The sequence below is a fragment of the Halobellus ruber genome (assembly GCF_014212355.1).
In the GTDB taxonomy this organism is placed as follows: domain Archaea; phylum Halobacteriota; class Halobacteria; order Halobacteriales; family Haloferacaceae; genus Haloquadratum; species Haloquadratum rubrum.
In genome coordinates this window covers 502,135-523,187 of record NZ_JACKXD010000003.1, presented here as the reverse complement: position 1 = coordinate 523,187, position 21,053 = coordinate 502,135, and the positions used below count along the sequence as shown (strand labels likewise).

The 21,053-nt window shown below is 70.1% G+C and carries 22 protein-coding genes, 1 tRNA gene and 1 other RNA gene; 12 read left to right on the top strand and 12 right to left on the bottom strand.

Annotation, left to right across the window (positions count from 1 at the left end; translation table 11 throughout):
* Nucleotides 1-8: 8 nt before the first annotated feature.
* The gene (locus tag H5V44_RS10995) at nt 9-773 is read right to left on the bottom strand and encodes an acetoacetate decarboxylase family protein (protein ID WP_185193149.1); all 765 of its coding nucleotides are present in this window, start codon (nt 771-773) and stop codon (nt 9-11) included.
* Between the two features lie 129 nt (nt 774-902).
* Here H5V44_RS10995 and H5V44_RS10990 point away from each other — a divergent pair, with 129 nt between their 5' ends.
* On the top strand, nt 903-2,198 hold the full coding sequence (locus tag H5V44_RS10990) for an MBL fold metallo-hydrolase (protein WP_185193148.1): 1,296 nt from the start codon (nt 903-905) through the stop codon (nt 2,196-2,198).
* Nucleotides 2,199-2,237: 39 nt separating this feature from the next.
* Here H5V44_RS10990 and H5V44_RS10985 read toward each other — a convergent pair whose 3' ends face one another.
* The 4 genes from H5V44_RS10985 to H5V44_RS10970 form a co-directional block, all read right to left on the bottom strand.
* Nucleotides 2,238-2,564, bottom strand: coding sequence for a hypothetical protein (locus tag H5V44_RS10985; RefSeq protein ID WP_185193147.1), 327 nt, complete (start codon nt 2,562-2,564; stop codon nt 2,238-2,240).
* Nucleotides 2,565-2,652: 88 nt separating this feature from the next.
* Nucleotides 2,653-3,735, bottom strand: a complete 1,083-nt coding sequence (locus H5V44_RS10980) for a matrixin (RefSeq protein WP_185193146.1) — start codon at nt 3,733-3,735, stop codon at nt 2,653-2,655.
* 85 nt (nt 3,736-3,820) lie between these two features.
* Nucleotides 3,821-4,226, bottom strand: an RNA gene (gene rnpB, locus H5V44_RS10975) — RNase P RNA component.
* 41 nt (nt 4,227-4,267) lie between these two features.
* On the bottom strand, nt 4,268-4,471 hold the full coding sequence (locus H5V44_RS10970) for a hypothetical protein (RefSeq protein ID WP_185193145.1): 204 nt from the start codon (nt 4,469-4,471) through the stop codon (nt 4,268-4,270).
* A 283-nt stretch (nt 4,472-4,754) separates the two neighbouring features.
* Between H5V44_RS10970 and H5V44_RS10965 the strand changes: the two genes are divergently transcribed.
* On the top strand, nt 4,755-5,357 hold the full coding sequence (locus tag H5V44_RS10965; protein ID WP_185193144.1) for a TIGR00296 family protein: 603 nt from the start codon (nt 4,755-4,757) through the stop codon (nt 5,355-5,357).
* A gap of 284 nt (nt 5,358-5,641) precedes the next feature.
* On the opposite strand, the gene H5V44_RS10960 is transcribed toward H5V44_RS10965, so the two are convergent.
* Both H5V44_RS10960 and H5V44_RS10955 read right to left on the bottom strand, forming a co-directional pair.
* The gene (locus H5V44_RS10960) at nt 5,642-6,796 is read right to left on the bottom strand and encodes a nicotinate phosphoribosyltransferase (RefSeq protein WP_185193143.1); all 1,155 of its coding nucleotides are present in this window, start codon (nt 6,794-6,796) and stop codon (nt 5,642-5,644) included.
* Nucleotides 6,797-6,944: 148 nt separating this feature from the next.
* A complete protein-coding gene (locus H5V44_RS10955) occupies nt 6,945-8,396 on the bottom strand; it encodes an Hvo_1808 family surface protein (protein ID WP_185193142.1) in 1,452 nt (483 codons plus the stop codon).
* A gap of 85 nt (nt 8,397-8,481) precedes the next feature.
* On the opposite strand from H5V44_RS10955, the gene H5V44_RS10950 reads away from it, so the two are divergent.
* Nucleotides 8,482-9,063 carry a cysteine hydrolase family protein gene (locus tag H5V44_RS10950; RefSeq protein ID WP_185193141.1) on the top strand — a complete coding sequence of 194 codons (582 nt, stop codon included), beginning with the start codon at nt 8,482-8,484 and terminating at the stop codon, nt 9,061-9,063.
* Nucleotides 9,064-9,084: 21 nt separating this feature from the next.
* Here the strand turns inward: H5V44_RS10950 and H5V44_RS10945 are convergent, their stop codons facing one another.
* Nucleotides 9,085-10,089 carry a hypothetical protein gene (locus tag H5V44_RS10945; protein WP_449271815.1) on the bottom strand — a complete coding sequence of 335 codons (1,005 nt, stop codon included), beginning with the start codon at nt 10,087-10,089 and terminating at the stop codon, nt 9,085-9,087.
* A 71-nt stretch (nt 10,090-10,160) separates the two neighbouring features.
* Between H5V44_RS10945 and H5V44_RS10940 the strand changes: the two genes are divergently transcribed.
* The 5 genes from H5V44_RS10940 to H5V44_RS10920 all read left to right on the top strand — a co-directional run bounded on the left by H5V44_RS10940 (nt 10,161) and on the right by H5V44_RS10920 (nt 16,087).
* Nucleotides 10,161-10,889 (top strand): lipoate--protein ligase family protein, encoded by a 729-nt coding sequence (locus H5V44_RS10940; protein ID WP_343067722.1) that lies wholly within the window; start codon nt 10,161-10,163, stop codon nt 10,887-10,889.
* A 61-nt stretch (nt 10,890-10,950) separates the two neighbouring features.
* A complete protein-coding gene (locus tag H5V44_RS10935) occupies nt 10,951-12,252 on the top strand; it encodes a dihydroorotase (RefSeq protein WP_185193140.1) in 1,302 nt (433 codons plus the stop codon).
* A gap of 263 nt (nt 12,253-12,515) precedes the next feature.
* Nucleotides 12,516-13,946: an FAD-dependent oxidoreductase gene (locus H5V44_RS10930; protein ID WP_185193139.1), complete on the top strand. Its 1,431-nt coding sequence runs from the start codon at nt 12,516-12,518 to the stop codon at nt 13,944-13,946.
* 108 nt (nt 13,947-14,054) lie between these two features.
* Nucleotides 14,055-14,669, top strand: a complete 615-nt coding sequence (locus H5V44_RS10925) for a hypothetical protein (protein ID WP_185193138.1) — start codon at nt 14,055-14,057, stop codon at nt 14,667-14,669.
* Nucleotides 14,670-15,136: 467 nt separating this feature from the next.
* On the top strand, nt 15,137-16,087 hold the full coding sequence (locus H5V44_RS10920) for a DMT family transporter (RefSeq protein ID WP_343067721.1): 951 nt from the start codon (nt 15,137-15,139) through the stop codon (nt 16,085-16,087).
* A 247-nt stretch (nt 16,088-16,334) separates the two neighbouring features.
* Here H5V44_RS10920 and H5V44_RS10915 read toward each other — a convergent pair.
* The 4 genes from H5V44_RS10915 to H5V44_RS17860 all read right to left on the bottom strand — a co-directional run bounded on the left by H5V44_RS10915 (nt 16,335) and on the right by H5V44_RS17860 (nt 17,543).
* Nucleotides 16,335-16,408 (bottom strand) — tRNA-Lys (locus H5V44_RS10915).
* A 53-nt stretch (nt 16,409-16,461) separates the two neighbouring features.
* The gene (locus tag H5V44_RS10910; protein WP_185193137.1) at nt 16,462-17,142 is read right to left on the bottom strand and encodes a DUF7119 family protein; all 681 of its coding nucleotides are present in this window, start codon (nt 17,140-17,142) and stop codon (nt 16,462-16,464) included.
* A 72-nt stretch (nt 17,143-17,214) separates the two neighbouring features.
* Nucleotides 17,215-17,418, bottom strand: coding sequence for a hypothetical protein (locus H5V44_RS10905; RefSeq protein ID WP_246403909.1), 204 nt, complete (start codon nt 17,416-17,418; stop codon nt 17,215-17,217).
* The gene (locus H5V44_RS17860) at nt 17,415-17,543 is read right to left on the bottom strand and encodes a hypothetical protein (RefSeq protein WP_281381259.1); all 129 of its coding nucleotides are present in this window, start codon (nt 17,541-17,543) and stop codon (nt 17,415-17,417) included. Before H5V44_RS17860 ends, H5V44_RS10905 begins: the two co-directional genes overlap by 4 nt.
* 218 nt (nt 17,544-17,761) lie before the next feature.
* Between H5V44_RS17860 and H5V44_RS10900 the strand changes: the two genes are divergently transcribed.
* The 4 genes from H5V44_RS10900 (at nt 17,762) to H5V44_RS10885 (ending at nt 21,049) form a co-directional block, all read left to right on the top strand.
* Entirely contained in the window at nt 17,762-18,115 is a 354-nt protein-coding gene (locus tag H5V44_RS10900; protein WP_185193136.1) for a hypothetical protein, read from the top strand.
* Between the two features lie 68 nt (nt 18,116-18,183).
* Nucleotides 18,184-19,977, top strand: a complete 1,794-nt coding sequence (locus H5V44_RS10895; protein ID WP_185193135.1) for a nitrite/sulfite reductase — start codon at nt 18,184-18,186, stop codon at nt 19,975-19,977.
* Nucleotides 19,978-20,057: 80 nt separating this feature from the next.
* Nucleotides 20,058-20,348 (top strand): DUF6360 family protein, encoded by a 291-nt coding sequence (locus H5V44_RS10890; RefSeq protein ID WP_185193134.1) that lies wholly within the window; start codon nt 20,058-20,060, stop codon nt 20,346-20,348.
* Nucleotides 20,349-20,455: 107 nt separating this feature from the next.
* Complete coding sequence (locus H5V44_RS10885; protein WP_185193133.1) at nt 20,456-21,049, top strand: AsnC family transcriptional regulator; 594 nt, start codon at nt 20,456-20,458, stop codon at nt 21,047-21,049.
* Nucleotides 21,050-21,053 lie beyond the last annotated feature (4 nt).

Here is a 21,053-nt window from a genome sequence, read left to right as displayed (position 1 = left end):
ACGGCGCCTCAGAGCGTGTCGACCTGCCGGCCCTCGTGGATGACGAACTCGGTGTCGGCCGCGAACCGCAGCAGGGCGCGGTCGCTCAGATCGAGCTGTTTCAGCCGCTCTGCCCGCGGGTGATCACCCAGCGTATACGAGATACTGCTGCTGTACGGCCAGACGCCGATCTCCCCGTCGAGTTCCAGCTCCTCGCGGAGGAGCCGCCCGTCCATCGTCGTGTAGCTCACCCCGGAGTCGGTCTGGCTGAACGCCGGCGGCCGATCGACCGTCACGTCAACGAGGTGTTCGCCGTCGACGGTGACCGAGGTCCGGCGCGTCGAGCCGTCGTCGCGGTGCGTGATGTCGGCGACCTCCTTCGGATACCCCCAGATGTCGACGCCGAGCGCCTTCGCGGGCTCGGAGGTGACCGGGAGATACCAGACGTAGCCGGTCACCCCGCGGGTGAACACCGAGACGTACGGCAGCGTCCGGGAGTCGTCGTGGACGGCCGGGAGCAACACCCCGAACTCGTTGTACGGCTCGATGCCCGAGCCGTGACCGATCCGATCGTAGTCGACGCACAGAAACGTCACCGCGGCGCGATCCGGCGTGGCCCGGATCGGCGTCAACCCCTCGGGGAGCAGCTCCCCGACGGCCTCGCGGTCGGCAGACAGGACCACCCCGGTCATCGTCGCGTGCGTCGACAGCGGGAGGTCGACTTCCTGCCCCGTCGAGAGGGTTTCGGCGCGCCCGTTCGTTCCGCCCGGTGCCGTGACGTTCTTCGCGGCCATCGTAGTGTCTACTGTGGGTCTCTGAATCAAGTGTGTTTCGCTGACACATCCCACGCGTTCCGTCGGTGCCTGCCGTGACGCCCACGCCGAACCGACGAATCGAAACGTCCCGAACCGGTAGTGTGGACGATGGACCTCCAGTTCCTCGGCGGCGCCCGCGAGGTCGGCCGGAGCGCGATCCTCGTCAACGACTCGCTGCTTCTGGATTACGGGATGCTCGCGGGGACGCCCCCGCGGTTTCCGGTTGCCGACCCCGACCCCGACGCCGTGGTGGTGAGCCACGGCCACCTGGATCACGCCGGCGCGGTTCCCGCGTTGCTGTCGGGCGAGTCGCGGCCGCCGATCCACTGGACGCCGCCGACCCGGGAACTCGCCGTGACGCTCGCGGAGGACACCCTGAAGCTCCACGGCGGGACGATGCAGTGTCCGTTCACCGAGACCGACCTCCGGCGGGTCCGCGGGGTCTCGGAGGCCCACGGCTACGGGGAGCCGTTCACCGCCGCCGGCCACGAGGTCACGCTCTACAACGCCGGCCACATCCCCGGCAGCGCCCACGTGCTCGTCGACGACGGCGACACCCGGCTGCTCTACACCGGCGACTTCTACACCGACGACCGCGGCGGAAGCGACGCTCTCGCGAGCCGCACGGATCGTTCCGGCGAGCCGATCCGTGGCCAGCGGCTCGTCACGGGGACGACCGCCCGCCCCGACGCCGACGTGGTGGTCTGTGAGAGCACCTACTCCGACGTCGATCACGACTCCCGCGACGAGATCGAGGCGCGGTTCGCCCGGAGCGTCGAGGAGACCCTCTGGGAGGGCGGCACCGTCGTGGTCCCGGCGTTCGCGATCGGGCGCACCCAGGAGTTGCTGCTCGTCTGCGACGCCCACGACATCCCCTGCTACGTCGACGGGATGGGCAAGCGGGTCACGCGGATGCTCCGGGGGTACCCCGAGTTCGTCCGCGACGCCGAGGCGCTCCGGCGGGCGACCTCTCACGCGCGGTTCGTCACCGGCCGCGACGGGCAACGGACGCGGATCACCGACCAGCGGGCGGCGATCGTCACCACCAGCGGGATGCTCTCCGGCGGTCCTGCGATGACGTACATCCCCGAGATCCGGTCGAACCCGACGAACAAGGTCGCGCTGACGGGGTATCAGGTCCAGGACACCCCGGGGAGACGCCTCCTCGAAACCAGCAGCGCCGAGATCGACGGCCGGGTGATGCCGGTGGCCGCACAGGTCGAACAGTACGACTTCTCTGCGCACGCTGACCGGGCGGGGATTCGGTCGTTCCTCGCCGACTACGCCGACAGCGAGATTGTCGTCAACCACGGCGACCGGTGTGTCGACTTTGCGGCCGAACTGAGCGGGGAGGGCTTCACGACGGCGGCGCCGGACGTCGGGGAGACCATCACCGTCGGGTAGCGGGACAACGGGGCGAGGCTCCTGTGCGTCCCACCGACCCTACTCCTCCCGCGGGACCGCCCGGACCTCGAACTCCCGGTAGCCGCCGTAGGCGGCGTCCAGCGCGCCCAGCCACCAGTTCCACCGGTCGGCGACCGAGGAGTCCTCGGGGGCGTCACCGAGGTTCCGGACGATCTCCGCGACCGTGAGGGGTTCCCCGCGGTCCTCGGCGACGATCCCGGCGTCGGCGAGGTCACGCGCCTGCCTCGCGACGACCCGGTGCTCGGCGTCCTCGCCGTCGAACGCCGCGCGTAACGCCTCGACGAGTTCCTCGGCGCCGAACGGGGCGGTTTCGAGCGGCGTGTCGCTGTCACCTGTGCCGTTCATACCTGGACGTTCGCGGCCCAGGGCCAAGAGTCCGCCGCCGGTGTGTGTCGGCGCCGCCGTTCCGGTCGTGGCGGCCAGCCGTTCCCCGCTACTCCCACCACGCGCTCCGCCGCTCCTCGTAGGAGGCGTCGCGGAACGGCGGGGGCTTCTCGGAGTCGGGTTCGGCGCCGAACGCGAACGCCAGCCAGTAGCCGACGTGCCACCCGACGGCGTCTTTGTCGAGGTCGACGAGCGAAACCCGAAGCTCCGAGTAGGTCTCGACTTCGCCGTCGCCGTCGGGATCCCACCCGGCGGTGCCGCCACAGGACGCCGCCCCCGACCCGCACGGCGATGTCTCGACCGGCCGCACGACGATCTCGGCGTCCTCGGGGTCGTCGACGGGCGTGAACGTGAGGTTCGCGGGCATCCCCGGCGGGTCGTCCTCGTAGTACTCCAGCGCCTGCCGGACCTGCTCGCGGAAGCCCGCGGGGTCGCCGGCGCGTTCGGCGTCGACGTAGACGGTGAACTCGGCGTCGTCCCACGCGAACTCGCGTTCGGTCGCGTTCGGCAGCGGTTCGGTGTAGAGCACCATCCGGCTGGCCATCACCGCCGCCGGGGGGTCGTCGTGGGTGAGCCCCAGGGTGTGGCCGAGTTCGTGTTCGATCACGGTCACCGTGGAACCGTCGGCGAAGCCGGTCCGGACCGACACCGTCTCGGGCCGGTCGACCTGGCGGCTGTCGGTGAGCAGCGGCGCACACCCCGCGGCGTCGCTCGCGCCGTCACACTCCGGAACGGTGTCGACGAACTCGATCACGAGGTCGGGGTCGGCAGCGTCCGGGCGGACCTCGTAGTCGGTCGGGAACCCGGCGAACCGCTCGGATTTGGCCTCCCAGAACGCCGCGGCCTCGCGCACCAGCGGCGCCCACTCGCGATCAGTGCCGGCGCGGTCCGCGATCGCGATCACCACCGGCTCCGAGCCCCACGGGTTTGCCCGCTCCCCGGCCCCCGTGGGTGTCGGTGTCGACGGGGCGGACGTCGCCGCGGCCGCCCCCGACGCCTCGGTCGACGCGTCGACGCCGGTCGGCGCCGGGGCCGTCCCCGGCGCGTCGAGGGCGGGGCCGGCACACCCCGCGAGGACGACCACGACCGCGATCGCCACCGCGGCGGCGACCGACGGCGATCGGTTCCACATAACGGAAGTGTGGCGCGACCGGGGAAAGAAGGTTCGGACCCCGATCGGGGTCGGAACGGACGGCGCCGCCGCTCGCGACGTGAGCGGCTGAGAGGAGTAAGCCCCCTTCTGTTCGGCTCGGCATTCGGCTGAGCAGCCGCGCCCTGTCCGGACTACCTTTGCGGCGCGGCCTTGCACCGGCGAGGGTTCGCCGTTCCATCCGTTCTCGGCCGTCGGCTCGCGGGCGGGGTCGCCCGCTCGCGTTCCGCGGCCGCGCGGCCCTCGACGGGTCAGCTTCCTCCCCTTGCGGGTCGGGTCGCGCGCTCGCGGGTCGCCCCGTTTGCGCCGAGCGGCGTCGGCCGCTCGCGTCTCATCGGTCGGGCCGAGGGGTGTCGTTTCTGTTCCAGAGCCAGCCGTCTCCGACTCCCGGCTTGCGCCGGGTCGCCCGTCCGGACGGTGGGGGGACTTTCCTCATCGGTCCGGGGACCGACGGGAGCCGAGCTCTCTCTGCCGATCGATCAGAGGCGGGAGAGTCGGATAAGCCTTCGGTCGGTCACGGGCGCAGCGCCGAGAGCTGCGACCTGACCCAACAGACCGGCGACCACGACCCCGGCATCGCGGCGCTGCCGGCGCCGATTGCGACGGCGAAGTACGCCGGCGGCACCGTCTCGACCCCGACGAGGTCGGCGAGGACTCCGACGATCCCGCCGCCGATCAGGAGGGTCGCAACGATATACTGGAGGGTGTCGTCGAGCATCGCTGTCGGACTACCACCGCCAGCGAATTGTATGTTACGCCGACACGTAACGCCGGTCGCTCCGCGGCCCCCGCGGTCGGATTTCACGTCGGGTCGCCGGGATACAATGTCATCGGGCCCGATGTGCGTCCACGCCGGCTCCGGTGTGCGTATGCAGCGCATAACGGCGCGTACGCAACTGCTACCGTCGGCTGACTGTACCTGCTCCGAACCAACCGTTGCGGCCGTCTACCCCCGAAATGGAAGGGAAGCGTTCAAGTCGTGTGAGCGTCTGAATACGGGTATGTCCGAGGCGCAGACCGTTCGTCTTACGTACGACGATGGGGCGAGAGCGGTCGAGCTAGCGCGTGAGTCGGTCGAATCGTACGTCTTACACGGCCAACGCGAACAGCCCGGCAGTATGCGGGACGCGTTCTACGCCCGGACTGGGGCGTTCGTCCGGATCCGATCCACGCGCGGTCGGGGCCGACTCCGGGGCTGCGCCGGCGCCTACCGCGGCAACGACCAGTTGGGCCACGCCGTCGTCGACGCCGCGATCCAGGCCGCCTCCGGCGACTCCTGTGGCTCGGAGATCGAACAGCCCGAGCTCTCGAACCTCACCGTGTCGGTCTGCATCGTCTGCGACTACGCCGAGACTGACGACCCCCTCGACGACATCGAACTGGGGACACACGGCGTCGTTATCGACAAGGACGGCAGCCACGGGTGGCTCTACCCCACGATCCCGACCGAGAACGGGTGGAACGAACAGCAGTTCCTCACCCACGCCTGCCGGAAGGCGGGGCTCTCGCCGCTGGCGTGGCAGGACGACGATTCGACCGTCACCCTCTTCGAGGGACAGGTCTTCCGGGAGCGCGCCGACGGCGGCAGCGTCGAGGAACTGTAGCTACTGCTCACGAACGGCCACAATCTCGCACGACGTGACGACCGCGGAAGCCCCCGTGCTCTCGACTCGATGCCCTCGCTGTCGTTCGAAAGACGCAGCGTCTTTCGTGGTCACGAGAGGACTTCGCCCTCTCGAACGACGGTCCTCACTCCGTTGTGGTCCTCACGTCGCGCGTCAACGTCGAGAGCGCGACCCCTTCCGTTCCCGCCCACCAGCGGTTCCTTCACCCGCTATCGCGTAATTGAACACGACCGACCTCGCGACGCGTTGAGCCGCGCCGCCCCTCACTCGCTCCCGTACCCGCACGACTCCGCATCGCGGGCGGCCCGCTCGGCCGCCGCGTCGATCCCGAGGTCGAAATCGGCCACGACCTCGCCGTCCCGGAGCAGCGGCCGGAGGAGCGGCTCGGCGTCGTCGGGGCCCGCCTCCCCGGCGAGCCCGACGTGGTGGCCGCCGTCGGGCGTCCGGTAGACCTGCTTGACGCCCGGGAGTTTCCCGCGTTTAGAGACCGAGTCCCCGTCGATCTCGACGATGTCGAGCGCGAAGTCGACCGGGTCGGCGTTGGAGACGTAGCCGCCGACACCGAACCCGTCGGCGACGTCCCGGAGGTCACGGAGGTCCGAGGGGCCGAGCCCGCCCGACACGAATATCCCGACGCCGTCGTGGTCGTGGGCGTCGAGCGTCCACCGGACCTCCCGGATGATGTGCCGGAAGTCGCCGCGCCGGGAGCCGGTGGTGTCGAGCCGCACGCTGTCGAGCCGGTCGCCGAGCGTCTCGGCGGCCCGGAGCGCCTCGTCGGCCTCGTCGTCGAAAGTGTCACACAGCGCCACCCGCGGGACTTCGGGGCCGACCGCCTCGTCGAACGCTTGCCACGCTTCCTCCTGGTTGCCGCGGCCGAAACAGAGCACCAGGGCGTGCGGCATCGTCCCGCCGGCTTCACGACCCAGGACTTCGCCACCCGCCACGTGGGAGAAGCCGTCGAGCCCGGCTGTGAGCGCGCCGCGTTCCACGACCGCCGCGATCGAGGGGTGGACGTGCCGCGCGCCGAAGGAGAGCACGAGGGAGTCGGGGGCTGCCCGCCGCACGTCGAGCGCGGCGGTCGCGATCCCGGAGGCGTGGGAGAGAAACCCCAGAAGCGACGTCTCCAGCCGCGCGAACTCCAGGTAGTCGCCCTCGATCCGCATCACGGGCCCGCCGTCGAACAGCCGCCCCGGCGGAACGGCGTCGACGGCCAGGTCCCGCCCGGAAAGCAGCGCCGCGGCGTCCCGCACCCCGGACAGCAGCTCGTAGCACCCGTCGGGAAACTGGTCGGCGGTCACCTCCGCGATCACCCTCGGGTTCCGCCCCGCGTGACGGAGCGTCGTCTCCGTCCGATCGAAGTACGCGTCGGTCGCCGACCCCTCACGGATGGCGTCGGGACCGACGATGTCGAACTCCATACGCCCGCGTTCGCGGGGTGGATTGAAAAACGCGTTCGTTCGTCGCGATGCTCCGAAAGCCAATCGTCTTCAACAGCTTCGGGACAGTGGCGGTGCGGTCCGGAACGTCGCTTCCAGGCAGGACCGCTCTGAGGGCGTCGCTCCCGGGTCAGGACCGCCGCGGCCGGATGTCGTCGAGGTCCTCGGTCGCCGGCCCGTTGACAATCGTCACCCGCGTGCCCGACCGGGTGACTCTGAAGGCGTCCTCGAACCCGCCGTCGGGGATCACGTAGACGTTCTCCGCGCGCTGCTCGGCGTCCTGGGCTTCGAGGATCGCCCGGTAGGCCCGCCGGAACTCGCGGGCGTCCGCCTCGGAGTCCCACTCGGTCACCCACACGTAGCCGTACTCCGCACTCGACCCGGTGCCCTTCTGGTAGGGGAACAGCCGGTCGTTCCCCCAGCCCGCGGAGGGCTCGGCGGCGTAGTTGTAGACGTCGTACGGCCCCTCGGTGTCGCTGATCGACCGCGGGCCGATGGTGTCGGCGCCGGCGGTCCGGGCCTGGTACCAGAACATCACGTACATCGACGCCTCGCCGACGGTGTCGGAGCCATCGACGCCCTGCCCGGGGAAGGTCTCCCAGCCGTTGCGGGCGCGGTCGCGGTACTCGATCGGCACCGGCTGTTCGTCGGTGCGGTGGATGATCTGCTCGGTCGATTCCGGCGGGGTCTCGAACTCCTCGTCGACGGCGTTCCACCCGCCGAGATCGACGAGGTTACCGATGTAGACGGGGCCGTCGGAGTACGGCTGGAAGATGGTCAGCAGGATCCCCAGGTTGGAGTCGCCGCCACCGCCGCCCCCGCCGCCCGAACGCTCCGGGGTCGCCACGCAGTCCCAGGCCGCGCCGCACTGCTGGGCGTAGCGCCGCTCGACGTAGTTCGCGTCGCCCTCGATCAGCCCGTCGACCGCGAGCTGCTTGTCCTGGGTGTCGCCGCCGTACTTCGGCCTCGTGAGGTCGTAATGCTGGTCCTGCAGCGCGTGGACGAGTTCGTGGACCAGCGTCGCGTTGTTGATCGTCGGCGACTCCGGGGCGTCGGTGATGACCTTGATCTCGTTGTCACGGGCGGAGTAAAACCCCGCGACCGCGGCGCTTCTGGTGTCGCTGATTACCTCCCCGCTCTCTTGGGACTCGCCGGTGACGAAAAGCGCCTCCCAGATCTGGTCGTTCCACCGCTGGTAGTCGCTCTGTCCGCCCGAGCTGCCGGAGCCGCCGGAGCGGTTCCGGTACTCCTCCCGCGAGAGGATCGAGACGGGAACGCGCTGCCGGAACTCCTTCCCGCGGATGTACTCGACGCGGGCCATCGCCCGCCCGACGAACGCCCGGAGTTCCGCGTCGGTGAGGCCGTCGGACTGGTCGACCGAGATCGACTCGTTGTACCAGTAGCCGTCCTCCCACCCGAGGACGTCGCTCTCGGGGTCGTCGAAGTCGGCGTTGGGGGTCGCGATCGCCTCGCCGCCGGCCGGTGCCGACGCAGTCGGCGGCTCGAACGCGGGGGCGCTACACCCCGCGAGCACGAGGAGAGCAGCCAGCGCGACGGCGACGAGCCCGCGTCGGTGTGTCATTGTCCGCGTGATGGGCCACACGGGCAAGTAGCTTTCCGCTCCGGGGGACCGAAACCATTTGTCGATCCGACCCCGACTCCCGATTATGAGCCCGGATCCGTTCGATCCCGAGCGAACCGCGGTGATCGTCGTCGATATGCAGAACGGCTTCTGCCATCCCGACGGGAGCCTCCACGCGCCGGGCAGCGAGGCCGCCATCGACGACGTGTCCGCGCTGCTCGACGACGCCCGCGAGGCGGGTACACAGGTCGTCTTCACGCGGGACGTCCACCCGCCGGAGCAGTTCGAGGACGCCCACTACTACGACGAGTTCGAGCGGTGGGGCGAGCACGTCCTCGACGGGTCGTGGGAGGCAGAGATCGTCGAGGACCTCGCGGTCGAGCCGTCGGATCACGTCGTGGAGAAGCACACCTACGACGCGTTCTACGAGACGGAACTCGACGGGTGGCTCTCCGCGCGCGGGATCGACGACCTCCTGGTCTGTGGGACGCTCGCGAACGTCTGCGTGCTCCACACCGCCGGCAGCGCCGGGCTTCGGGACTACCGGCCGGTGCTCGTCGAGGACGCGATCGGCGCGATCGACCCCGACCACCGGGAGTACGCCCTCGATCACGCCGCGTGGCTGTTCGGCGAGGTCACCCGGCGCGAGGAGATCACCTTCGAGTGAGGGTCCGACGCCGTCCCCCGGTCACCCCAGCCGGATCGGCTCGTCGCTGTCGCGGACGGTTACCCTCACCGCGTCGCCGACGTCGAACTCGCGGTCGGGACAGACGAGCTTCGCGCCGAACGCCGGGTCGCGCGCCGCGAACAGCGAGAGTCCCGTGATCCGGTCGCCGTTCGCGAGGACGTCGACGTCGCGCCACGCCACGTCGCGGCCGGTTGCGTCCCCGAGGTGATGGCCGAGAAGGGTGACAGTGGTGGATTCCGGGGCTCCGGCTGCGACCGTCCGGCCCGGCAGTCCACCCCCGGTGTAGTGGGCGAGTCCGCCGTCGAGGACCGTCAGCGTTTCCTCGCCCGCCGTCCCGGCTCCCGCTTCCCCACCGACCAGCCCGGCGATCCCGGCGAACCGCTCTCCGGGGGCCGGATGGGTGGGGCTGTCGAGCACCGCGTACGTGTCGCCGGTCCGGGTCACCGTTCCGACGCCGTCCCAGGTCAGCGGTTCGACGTCGACGGCCGCCTCGACCGGCAGGGACCCGCCCGCACGGAGAAGGTTCTGCTCGGATCGCCGGAACCCCACGTGGACGTGGTTCCCGACCCAGGGGGCGAAAAACCCCGACCGGACCATCGGCCCGAGGTCGTCGCCGACGTCGACGACGTCGCCTGGAGATACCTCCGGTCGAACGTGCAGAATTCGCGCGACGATCCCCTCGTCGATCGGTCTGTCGACCCGGAGCCCCGTCCGGTCGGCATCGATGTCGACGAGGATCAGGAACTCCTCGTCGGCCGCGTAGGGTTTCGGCGGCGCACGGACGGTCCGGGTCGCTACGACCTCGCCGGCCACGGGCGAACGCCCCCGACTGTCCGCCGGGTAGAGGTCGATCGCACAGCCGCGATCGTGGGCGGGGTACGGCGAGTTGTACAGCGAGAACCGCCGGTACCCGTGGACCACGGACGGCGGGAGCCGGATCGTGCCATCCCGGGTCGCCGCCTCCTGCGACCGTGGTTGACCCGCCTCGGCACCGTCCGGATTCACTCCCGATCACCGGCCATACCGGGTCCGCGGACCGGGAGCGCTTAGATGCGTCGGCCCCTACGCGACGCTACGTGATCCAGCAGATCCGTCCCGAGACCGAACGGGTTCGTGTCGTCGGCGGGCGCGCCGCCGATCCGAACGCCGACCGGGCGGCCGTTGACGCGGCCCTCCGGGTGGCCGTGGGGGAGTCCACGCCTGTCGTCCGCGCCTGGAAGCCACACCGACACGTCGCGTTCGGACGGCGCGACGCGCGCGAGGAGGGGTACGATCGCGCCCGGTCTGCGGCCGAAGAGCACGGCTACCGGCCGATCGAGCGGAGCGTCGGCGGTCGGGCGGTCGCCTACAGCGGCACGACGGTGGCGTTTGCCGCGGCCATCCCGACGCCCGACCCCCGGAGCGGCATCGGCGCGCGGTACGACGCCGCAACGTCCGGCGTCGTCCGTGCGCTCCGGACGCTCGGCGTCCCGGCCCGCCGCGGCGAGCCCGACGCCGCGTTCTGTCCCGGCGAGCACTCCGTCCAGGCACACGGGAAGATCGCCGGGATCGCACAGCGCGTTCGCCGCGACGCGGCGCTCGTCTCCGGGATCGTGATCACGACGGACCACGAGGCGATCGCGGCCGTCCTCGATCCGATCTACGAGGCGCTCGGCGTCCCGTTCGATCCGGACTCGGTCGGCAGCGTCGCCCGCAGCGGCAGCACCGCGGCTCCCGACCCGGTCGTCGACGCGCTCCTCGACGCCTTCTGTAGCGGGCTGAAACGTGATCCGATCGACGTGACGTCACTGCTCGACGACGGATAACCCCCTCCCCGGCACCGACCCGAACCGCCGCGTTTAGGTCGCCGCCCGCTGAGGCCCGGGTATGTCGACACTCCTCCGTGACGCGCGGCTCGCCGACGGCCGCCGATGCGACGTTCGGGTCGAGTCCGGAACGATCGCCGCGGTCGCCGACACCGCCGATCCAGCCCCGGCAGACCGCGTCGTCGACGCTGACGGGCGGCTGTTGCTACCGGGGGCGATCGACGCGCACGTCCACTTTCGGGCGCCCGGCGACGCTCACAAGGAAACCTGGACGACCGGCTCCCGGAGCGCCGCGGCGGGCGGCGTGACGACCGTCGTCGACCAACCCAACACCGCGACGCCGACGATCACGGGCGAGGCGTTCGACCGGAAGGCCGAGTTGGCGGCCGCCTCACACGTCGACTACGGGATCAACGGCGGCGTTACCGAGGAGTGGGACCCGGACAGCCTCCTCGACCGGCCGCTGTTCGCGCTCGGGGAGGTGTTCCTCGCGGACTCGACCGGCGGGATGGGGATCGACACAGACCGGTTCGCGGCGGCGGTGGACCGCGCCGCCGACGCGGACGTGACAGTGACGGTCCACGCGGAGGACGCGACCCGGTTCGACGAGACGGCTCGTGACAGCGACGCGGGGGAGGTCGGCCGCGACGCCGACGCCGCCCGCTGGAGCCAGTACCGGCCCGCGGCGGCGGAGGCAGCGGCCGTCGAGCAGGCGGTCGAGATCGGCGCGGCCGCCGGCGCGGAGATCCACATCGCCCACACCAGCACGCCTGAGGGCGTCGACGCCGCGGCCGACGGCGGGGCGACCTGCGAGGCGACGCCGCACCACCTGTTTCTCTCCCGGGAGAACGCGACCGAACTAGGGACCTACGGCCGGATGAACCCGCCGCTCCGGAGCGAAGCCAGGCGCGAGGCATTGTGGGAGCGGCTCAGAGACGGGACGATCGACATCGTCGCCACCGACCACGCGCCGCACACGATCGCGGAGAAGGAGACCTCGCTATGTGACGCCCCCAGCGGCGTCCCCGGGGTGGAGACGATGCTGCCGCTCCTGCTCGAACGGGCGCGCCGAGGAAAGATCACCTACGAACGCGTCCGCGACGTCACGGCCGCGAACGTCGCAGACGTGTTCGACCTTCCAGCGAAAGGCCGGATCGCGGCGGGGAACGACGCCGATCTGGTGCTCGTCGATCCGGAGCGGACCCGGGAGATCCGCGGCGACGACCTCCACTCGAAGTGCGGGTGGACGCCGTTCGAGGGGATGACCGGCGTCTTCCCGTCGCTGACGATGGTCCGGGGAACCGTCGTCTACGAGGACGGAGCGTTCGTCGGCGACGCGGTCGGGGAGAACGTCCGGGGCTGACCGGGAGTCGGGGACGGCGGTGGCGGTAGGCCGTGGCGACCCACCGGAAGCTGACGACTCCTTCGGGGCGAACAGCCGGTACGACAGCCCCCACGCCGGTGTACCGGACACCCGCTCGCCGGCGTGGGGCGACGGTCAGGTCACGCGGGGCGTGGTCCCGGTATCGGATATGAACCCTCGCAGCGACGGCTGCCCCCCGCGGTCGTGCATCCGTCGTTCACGCCGTCGAAAACTATCTACCCCGTGCGGTCGGAGATGCGGCTATGCCCGATCCATTCGTGGCCATCGGCGGCGACGCCGCCGGCCTCTCGGCCGCGAGCAAATGTCTCCGCACCGACCCCGACCGCGACGTGATCGTCCTCGAGAAGGGCTCGTGGGTCTCCTACGCCCACTGCGGCACGCCGTACTTCGTGAAAGGCGAGGTCGAGCACCTCACCGATCTCCTGTCGCTGTCGCCCGCGGAGGCGGCCGAGCGGGGGATCGACCTCCGCCGCGACCACGAGGTCGTCGCTGTCGACACCGACGCCCGGACCGTCACTGTCGAGCGTGACGGGGAGACGATCGAGCAGCCGTACGGCGACCTGCTTGTCGCGACCGGCGCCCGCGCCGTCTCGGCGCCGATCGAGGGGTCGTCGCTCGACGGCGTCTTCACCCTCCACGGGCTGGATCACGCCGCCGCGATCCGGTCGTACCTGACGCCGCCCGACGAGTTCGCGGTCGCGGACCTGGGCGGCGGCGACGCCCTCGACGAGGCGGTTGCCGAGCGGTACGGCGCGATGCACCCGCCCGAAACCGTCGCGATCGTCGGCGCGGGCTACGTCGGCGTCGAGATGGCGGAGGCGTTCGCCGCGTGGGACCTCGATGTCCACCTGTTCCAGCGCTCCGAGCGCCCGGTGCCGGGCTTCGGCGACGCTGTCGGCGACGCGGTGACCGAGCACCTCCGGGAATCGGGGGTGACGCTCCACTTCGGCGAGGAAGTGGATCGACTCGACGGCGACGCGGGCCACGTCGACCGCGTGGTCCCTGCGAGCGGCGCGGAACTGCCAGTCGACGCCGCCCTCGTCGGGATCGGGATCCGGCCGAACACCGACCTCCTTGTGGGGACACCGGTCGAACTCGGCGAGTCGGGGGCGGTCGCCACCGACGAGTACGGCCGCACCTCCGCGGAGCGCGTCTACGCCGCGGGCGACGTCGCGGAGATGCACCACACCGTCACCGGCGAGCCGACCTGGAACCCGCTGGGGCTCCCGGCGAACCGCGCCGGCCGGGCGATCGGGTCGACGGTCGGCGGCGACCCGACGCCGGTCGGGCGGGTCGCGGGCACCGCGATGGTGAAGGCGTTCGATCTGGAGTGCGGTCGGACCGGACTCATCGACCACGACCGGGCCCGCGAGGCGGGGTTCGACCCCGTTTCCGAGACCGTCACCGCGGGGTCGCGGTCGGGCTACTACCCCGGCGCGGCCGAGACGACGGTCACGCTGACTGCCGACCGCGACACCGGTCGCCTCCTCGGCGGGAGCATCGTCGGCGCGGACCGGGCGGCGGTCCGGATCGACACGGTCGCGACCGCCCTCGGCGGGGAGCTGACGGTCGCGGAACTGGAGCGGCAGGACCTCGGCTACGCCCCGCCGTTCAGCCCGGTGTGGGATCCGGTGTTGGTCGCCGCGAAGGTGCTGAACGGGACCTTAGAGTAGGCCGTGAGGACGCACCCGACCGGCGTGACGGTCATCCGTCCGGAGCCGTAGCGTATGACGTATGCACCCACAACCGGACTACAAGGATCGATCGGAGTCGGAATAGCGATGGCGCATAACCGACGGGCCGCGCTCCGCGCCGCGGCGACGACGCTCGTGGCCGTTCTCGCCGGCTGTGCCGGGAGCGACGCGGGGTCGACGGCGACGGAGTCGGCGACCGACACCGCCACCCCGACGCCCACCGACACCGCGACACCGACCGACACCGCAACATCGACCGAGACTCCTACGCCGACGGCGACCCCGACCCCGACTCGGACGCCCACGCCGACGGCGACCCCGACGCCGGCGCCGCCCGAGGAGGTCCCCCTCACGATCGACAACGAGGGGATCAGCGCCTGGGTCGTCGTCGCAGACGGGAGCAGGGCGGTCGCGCCGACGGACGAGCGGAATCCGACGATGACCTTCACCGTCGGGAGGCGATACGTGGTAGAAAACGACGGGTGGAGCGCCCACCCGTTCGCGCTCCGGCGCACGGACGATACCCCGCTGCTCTCACAGGATGCCGACGGGACCTACGAGGGTAGTGAGGCTGTCGCGTGGCGCGACGACGGCGACACCCTCGCGTTCACGATGACCGAGGACCTCGCCGCCGAACTGGACTACTACATCTGTACGGTACACGGCTCGATGCGCGGCGATGCCGCGGCGACCACGGAGTGACGCCCGGCGAGGCAGACGCCGGAACAGGGCCGAACCCGGGCGAGGAAGCCCGCACTGCTCACCGTCCGGACCCCCCGACGGTGACACGCGAGTCCGGCCGCTCGAAACGGTAGGGTAACTGCTTCGTGACTCGTTGGCCGACCGGATAGGTCCGCGTCGAACAACCCGCGTGGTTTTGTATTACATACAATATATTTCCCGCTCGTAACGGTCGCGATCGGCCGACCGCGACTGCATAATTTTTAACGAAATATCAACATATATCGGAGTCTTGCGGCGTTTTCCTCCCGTGATAGTCCGTCCCGTGGCACTGCCTATACCGCCGTATTCTTCCCTCTGAAACGCGTAAAGCCCAGTATGACTGAAACGATATCGAGCCGGTGGTTACGCTGAGTATACCTATCCAGATACGTACATATATCGGCCAGGCCCCGTCCCTCGCACGATATCGAAACGCCGCGTTGTTCGTGTCGGTTGCAATACTATTCGGGTGTTCGTTCGTCGCAATCGAGACGGGCCTTCGGGAACTCCCGCCGCTTCTCTTCGCCAGCCTCCGGTTCGACGTTGCTGCCGTCGTGCTGGTGAGCTACGTCGTTGCCGCGCGGTCCCGGTCGGCGTGGCTGCCGCGAACCCGGGGCGACCTGCTCGGGATCGGTGTCGCCGGCGTGTTCCTGATCGCGCTGAACAACGCGCTGCTGTTCGTGGGACAGGGATCGACCACGGCGGCGATGGCGTCGATGATGTACGGGCTGAACCCGGTTCTCGCACCCGTCTTCGCGTGGTGGCTCCTCGGTGACCGGCTGTCGGGGGTCGGCGCGCTCGGGATCGGCGTCGCGCTGGCCGGCGTCGTCGTCATCCTCCGGCCGTCGCCAGCCACGCTTACGAGCGCCGGGACCGTCGGGCAGGGGCTCATCCTGGGAGCGGCGGCGGCCGTCGCGATCGGGAGCGTGCTGCTCAAGCGGGTACAGCCGCGGATGGGAAGCCTCCCGCTGACCGCGTGGGCGACGGCCGTCGGTGCCGTTGCTCTCCACGGGGCAAGCGCCCTCGCCGGCGAGTCACCGACGGCCGTGGTCGGTGTGAGCCTCCCGACCCTCGCGAGTCTGCTGGTCGTCGGGGTGCCTTCGACTGCGGTCGCGTACGCGATCCGGTTCGAGTTGATCGAGCGGATCGGTCCGGTCCGAACGAACCTGGTGTCCTACGCGGTTCCGGTCGTTGCCGCCGTGCTCGGGTGGATGTTGCTCGGGGCCGGCGTGTCCGCCGTGACCGCTGCCGGGTTCGCCGTAGTCTTCGTCGGGTTCGCGCTGGTCGAGCGCGACGCCATCCGGCGGGAGGTCTGTCGGCTCCGGCAGTCCGGACGCCGGCGACGCGGGACGGATCCGGCGGGACCCGCCGAGTCGCCGTTCCCGTGTGACGACTGACGTCGCCCGGAGTCGCGACGGATCGGTGCGGCTGTCGTTCGGGTGCAAGCGGGTCCAGAGAGACGGCGCAGTCGTCGCTCGCTCCCTGGTTCGAGCCCTCCGACGTACTGTGGCCCGCGACTCGCTTCGCTCGTCGGGTTCTTACGGGCCGGGAGGGACGTGAACCACGGTCGCTCACTCCGTTCGCTCCCTGGTTCAAGCCCCCCGGGTAGTTTCGCCGCTCCTCACTTCGTTCGGAGACGGCTCACGGGCCGGGAGGGACTTGAACCCCCGACCGTCTGGTTAAAAGCCAGACGCTCTCCCGAACTGAGCTACCGGCCCACACCCGTCACTAACCTGGCGTCGTTCATAAGCGTTTACTCTCCGTCCGCGCCTCATTCCACGAGATACGCCTCCAGCGCCTCGGCGACCATCTCGTCGGGCTCCCTGTTCTCGATCGAGGCGCGGCGCCGGAGTTCGCGGTAGATCTCCAGCGGCAGGGAGAGTTCGATCCCGCCGGGTTCGATCCCCTCGGCGCGCAGCGCCGCCGCCGCGGAGGTCTGTCCGTCGACCGCGCCGGCGAGCCGCCGGACCTGCCGGACCGTGAGGTCGGCGTCCACCACCGCCCACGCCAGGTCGTAGCGGTCGACCCCGGAGACCCGTGCGATGTGCTTCGCCGCGGTGGGCGCGATGTCCCCGCGGGCGACGTGCCGGCGGATCGCCTGCGGGAGGTCGTGAACGCGCGCCCACTTCCGGACGAACGAGACCGACACGTCGCCGCCGGCACGCTCGACCGCCTCCTTGTACGAGCCGACGCCCCGGACCAGGGCGGCACAGGCCGCCGCGCCGCGGAGCATATAGACGTTGTCCGCGCCCCCGACGGTGTTCTCCGAGAACGCGCGGACGGTGTCCGCGGCCTCGACGACGCTCTCGTGGTCGTCGGGATCGAAGCCGACGGCGCGCTCGGCGTGCTCGCCGGTGACTGCCGGATCCGCACGGACGACGGGCTCGCCGACGGGCTGCTCACGGTCGACTGGGAATCGGTCGGGATAGTCGGCGGCGTCGTCGTCGGCCATTCAAGCGTACGTAACCGGGCGGCGAGTAAAAACCTCCTCCCGCTTGCGCATCGTGCGCACGGCGAACTCGGACTACTCGTCGCCGCGGCTCTCCGAAAGGTACTCCCAGACCTCGGTACACCCCGCGCCGTCCGGAAGACTGTCGAGGTGGGCGGCGTCGTCGACCTCGGTGTCGTCGCCGGTCGAGTCCGCGTCCGCCGGCTCGTCGGCCGTCGCCGGCTCCTCGGTCGCGTCCGTCCCCTCGTCGTTCGGTTCGCCGTCCATCCTGGTGTTCATTGCGGATCCGCGCCCGCGTCGTCCGCTGCGCCGTACAGTTCCGGGGCCACGTCAGCCGGGGCGTGCTGCCGCCGCGCTCCCGAATCCCTTGCGAGCACGTCGCGCGTCGAAGCCGAGTCTGTCATCACACCGATACTGGGACCGGTCCCGCTTAAGAGTCGTCCCCGGAGTAAATCGAACCACTACTCCCGGATACCGGAACGAACCGCCGGCACCGCGGACGCCGCTATCCCCGGAAAACCGCACCACGACGGCCTGATCACACGGCTCCCGCGTGTCGCCGACGCCGTCGCGGCTTGCGGACGCCGTCAGAGCCGAGGGCCTCGGGCCCGTACCGGAGGGTATGACGACCCGCCTCCGCGTGCTCGACGACGGCGCGTGGCTCTCTGTGGACGATACGCGCCGGGTGAGCGTGAGCGAACTCTGGCGGCTCGACGCGCCGGACTTCTGTGAGTGTGCCCTCGCGGATCTGGTCGTCGAGAACTTCCTCGACGTGGGGGTCGACGGCCGGACCGTGACGGCCCGCGTCTACGGCCAGTGCATCGCCTGCGGCACGAAATCGACGGTCGAGTGGGTTCCGGTCGGCCGGATCGTCGACGGCGAGTTCGTCCACATCGACCGCGAAGGCGTCCTCAGCGTGCGGGGAAGCACCCCCGACAGGGCTGCCGCCGAGGAACCGGAAAGAAGGTCCGGTTAGCGGGAGCAGCGGGGAGGGTTGACGCCATACGCCCTTCTTTGAGGGTGGAGGGTGTGTACCCGACAACGATGCCAACGGACGTGGAAAACTGGAAGTCGGAGGTCTACGGGAACGAGATCCGCGAACATCTCTTCGAGTTTGCGGAGGAAGGCTACGACTCGATCCCCGACGACGAGCAGGACGCGTGGTTCGAGCGCTTCAAATGGTGGGGGCTGTACCATCAGCGGAACGGCCAGGAGGGATACTTCATGATGCGGATCGGGACCCCGAACGGGGTACTCGAACCCGGCCAGCTCCGCGTCGTGGGCGAGATCGCCGACGAGTACGCCCGCGGTCCCGGCGTGAACCCGATCTTCGGCGACTCCTACGCGGACTTCACCACGCGGCAGTCGATCCAACTTCACTGGATCGAACTCTCCGACGTGCCCGCGGTCTTCGAGAAACTGGAGGAACACGGCCTCTCGACCCAGCAGGCCTGCGGCGACTCCTGGCGGAACATCGTCGGCAACCCCGTGGCGGGCAAGGACGGACAGGAAGTCATCGACGCCTGGCCCGTCATCCGCAGCCTCAACGAGGAGTTCAAAGGCAACGACGACCACTCGAACCTCCCCCGGAAGTGGAAGGTGTCGGTGACCGGCTCCGCCGACGGCTCCGGCCAGGGCGACATCAACGACCTCGCCTTCGAGCCGGCGTACAAGGAGATCGACAGCGTCGAGGGGACCTCGACGGGCAGCCGGACGGAGTCCGGCGACGGCGAGGACGTCGTCGGCTTCAACGTCCGCGTCGGCGGCGGCCTCGCCCGCAACGAGCCGCGGTTCGCCCGCGACATCGACGTGTGGGTCTCCCCCGACCGCGTCTCCGACGTCGCCGGCGGCCTCTCGGCGCTGTTCCGCGACCACGGCGACCGCGAGGACCGGTACAACGCCCGGATCAAGTTCCTCGTCGACGAGTGGGGTGCCGACGCGGTCAGGGAGACCCTGCAGGACGACTACGTCGACTTCGAGCTTCACACCGCGGGCCGGGACGTCCGCGAGGAGTACACCTACAACACCGGCGGCGGCGAGCGCAACGACCTCGTCGGCGTCCACGACCAGAAGGACGGTAAAAACTTCGTCGGCCTGAACGTCCTGGTCGGCCGGATGGGCGCCGAGGACGTCCTCGAACTCGCCGACCTCGCCGACGAGTACGGCTCCGGGGAGGTCAGGCTCTCCCAGCGCCAGAACGTCATCGTGACGGATATCCCCGATTCCGAACTCGACGAGTTCCTCGCGGAGCCGCTGTTGGAGCATTACTCCCCGGAGCCCTCGCCGTTCATGCGCGGGTCGATCGCGTGTACCGGCACGGAGTTCTGTTCGCTCTCGATCGTCGAGACGAAGAACCGTCAGGTCCGCTACGCCCGGTGGCTGAAGGAGAACGTCGCCCTCCCCGACGACGTCGAGGAGTTCCACATCCACCTTTCGGGGTGTACGGCGTCGTGTGCCCAGCCGCAGATCGCCGACGTGAGTCTCCGCGGTATGAAGACGCGGAAGAACGGCGAGGCCGTCGAAGCGCTCGATGTCGGCCTCGGCGGCGGCCTCGGCGACGACCCGCAGTTCGCGCGGTGGGTCACCCAGCGGGTCCCGGTCGACGAGGTTCCCGGCGCGCTCGCGAACCTGATAGAGGGGTTCGCCGAGCGGCGGGCCGAGGGAGAGGGCTTCCGCGAGTTCGTCGCCCGCCACGACGACGAGGAACTCGACGACCTCGTCGACCCCGAGGAGACCGACTACGAGGACCCGATGATGCACAACACCAAGATGACGTGGTACCCCTACGCCGACGACGACGGGCTGGACGCGAGTCCGCCCGCCCCCGCCGACGACTGAGGTCGCCGGCGGGGTTCGCGTTCCGCGCGTCCGATCCGACTACCGACACCGACTTCCCACCGACACGTCACAATACGCCAATGCCGAACCGACTGCTCAAGGTGAACGCCTACACCACGCTCGATCTCGTCGACGCCACCGCCCGCGGCCACGACTTCGAGGAGTCGGGCGTGGCGGTGTTGAACGTCACCTCCCCGCGGGAGAACCCCGACCACGTGAAGTTCCAACTGGAGATCGACAACAGCCACCTCGATTCGGTTCCCGCCCACGCCGACGAGGCGACGCTGTCGGCCGACCAAGCGCGGACGCTGGCGGACGCACTCAACTCACACGCTGACACGGTCGAGGCCGCCCAGGCCGACGAGGACTGACGGTCGGCGGCGGCAAGCCTTCGAAAGCTGTGGCTGATGAGTCCGCAAACTTTCGAATCCAAACTGTCGTGGGCAGCGGTTTTTAGCCTCCGGATCGAACGGCCGGTATGTCCACGCTCGACGAGACCGACGTCCGTATCCTCGAACTCCTCGTCGCGGACGCGCGACGCCCCTATAGCGACATCGCTGCGGAGGTCGACCTCTCGCCGCCGGCGGTCTCCGCCCGTATCGATCGGCTCCGCGAGTCCGGCGTGATCCGCCGGTTCACCGTCGACCTCGACCGCTCGCAGCTCCGGGCCGGCGTGCCAGTGCTGGTGACGCTTGCGCTCCCCGCCGACGTCGTAAGCGAGGTCCGCGAGGCGGTCGTGGCCGCTGACGCCGTCGAACACGCGTTCGTGACCGCCGAGGGCGACGTCGTCTTCCACGCGCGGTTCCGCGCCGACGCGGTCCGCGAGCAGCTCGGCCGGCTCGTCGACCTCTCTCTGGTCGACGACTACGAGGTGACGGTCGTCAGCGACGCGGAGTGGACCCCCTCGCTCGGGGGCGCGGAGTTCGCGCTGTCGTGTGCGGAGTGCGGCAACACCGTCACCAGTGAGGGGCGAAGCGAACGGTTCGACGGCGAGCAGTACCACTTCTGCTGTCCGTCGTGTCTGGCACAGTTCCGCGAGCGCTACGAGGAACTCGAAGCCGGTGCCGGGTGAGGCT